The 570-nt window shown below is 43.3% G+C and carries 1 protein-coding gene; it reads right to left on the reverse strand.

The annotated features are described in order from the left end of the window. Positions 1–34: 34 nt before the first annotated feature. Positions 35–502, reverse strand: coding sequence for an IS200/IS605 family transposase (tnpA, locus tag KK078_RS30300; RefSeq protein WP_254094794.1), 468 nt, complete (start codon positions 500–502; stop codon positions 35–37). Positions 503–570 lie beyond the last annotated feature (68 nt).

Raw genomic sequence — 570 nt, forward strand, 5'->3', positions numbered from 1 at the left:
AGTAAAAAATCCCCGCGGCAAGCCGCGGGGCATTTTAATACCCGCCGTTAAATAAGTCCAACTGATTATTCTCGTAAAGTTTTTCATAGTCAGGCTTTCCCTGGTTACGCACGTAATTCCCTATTACGTGTTCAGAACCATGCCTTCCGACAGTACTTACAAAATATCCGTCAGACCAAAATTCGCCACCCCATAAGGCCCTTTTCACCCCAGGAGCATGCTTAAATATCTCGCGTGCTGTAATGCTTTTAATAGTACGAACAATCTTCGTAACACTGTAAGTAGGAACGCTTTGGACCAAGAAGTGAATATGATCCTTATCCGATCCTATCTCGATAAATACGATCTCGTAGCGTTCTTCGATCTTTTTACAAGTACGAAGCAAAATCCTAACAACTTTCGGGCTTAAAACGTCTCTTCGATACTTCGTAGAATACACAATGTGATACAGAAGAACCGAGACATTATGACTTTTGTGCCGGTATTCGCTAGTGGGGCTCACGCCCGGAATTTACTATTTTCTTCGTACGCGGCAAGCCGCGGGGTATTTACCCGAACGTGAATAAAAAA

It is taken from the genome of Dawidia soli (assembly GCF_018598185.1).
Lineage (GTDB): Bacteria > Bacteroidota > Bacteroidia > Cytophagales > Cyclobacteriaceae > Ohtaekwangia > Ohtaekwangia soli.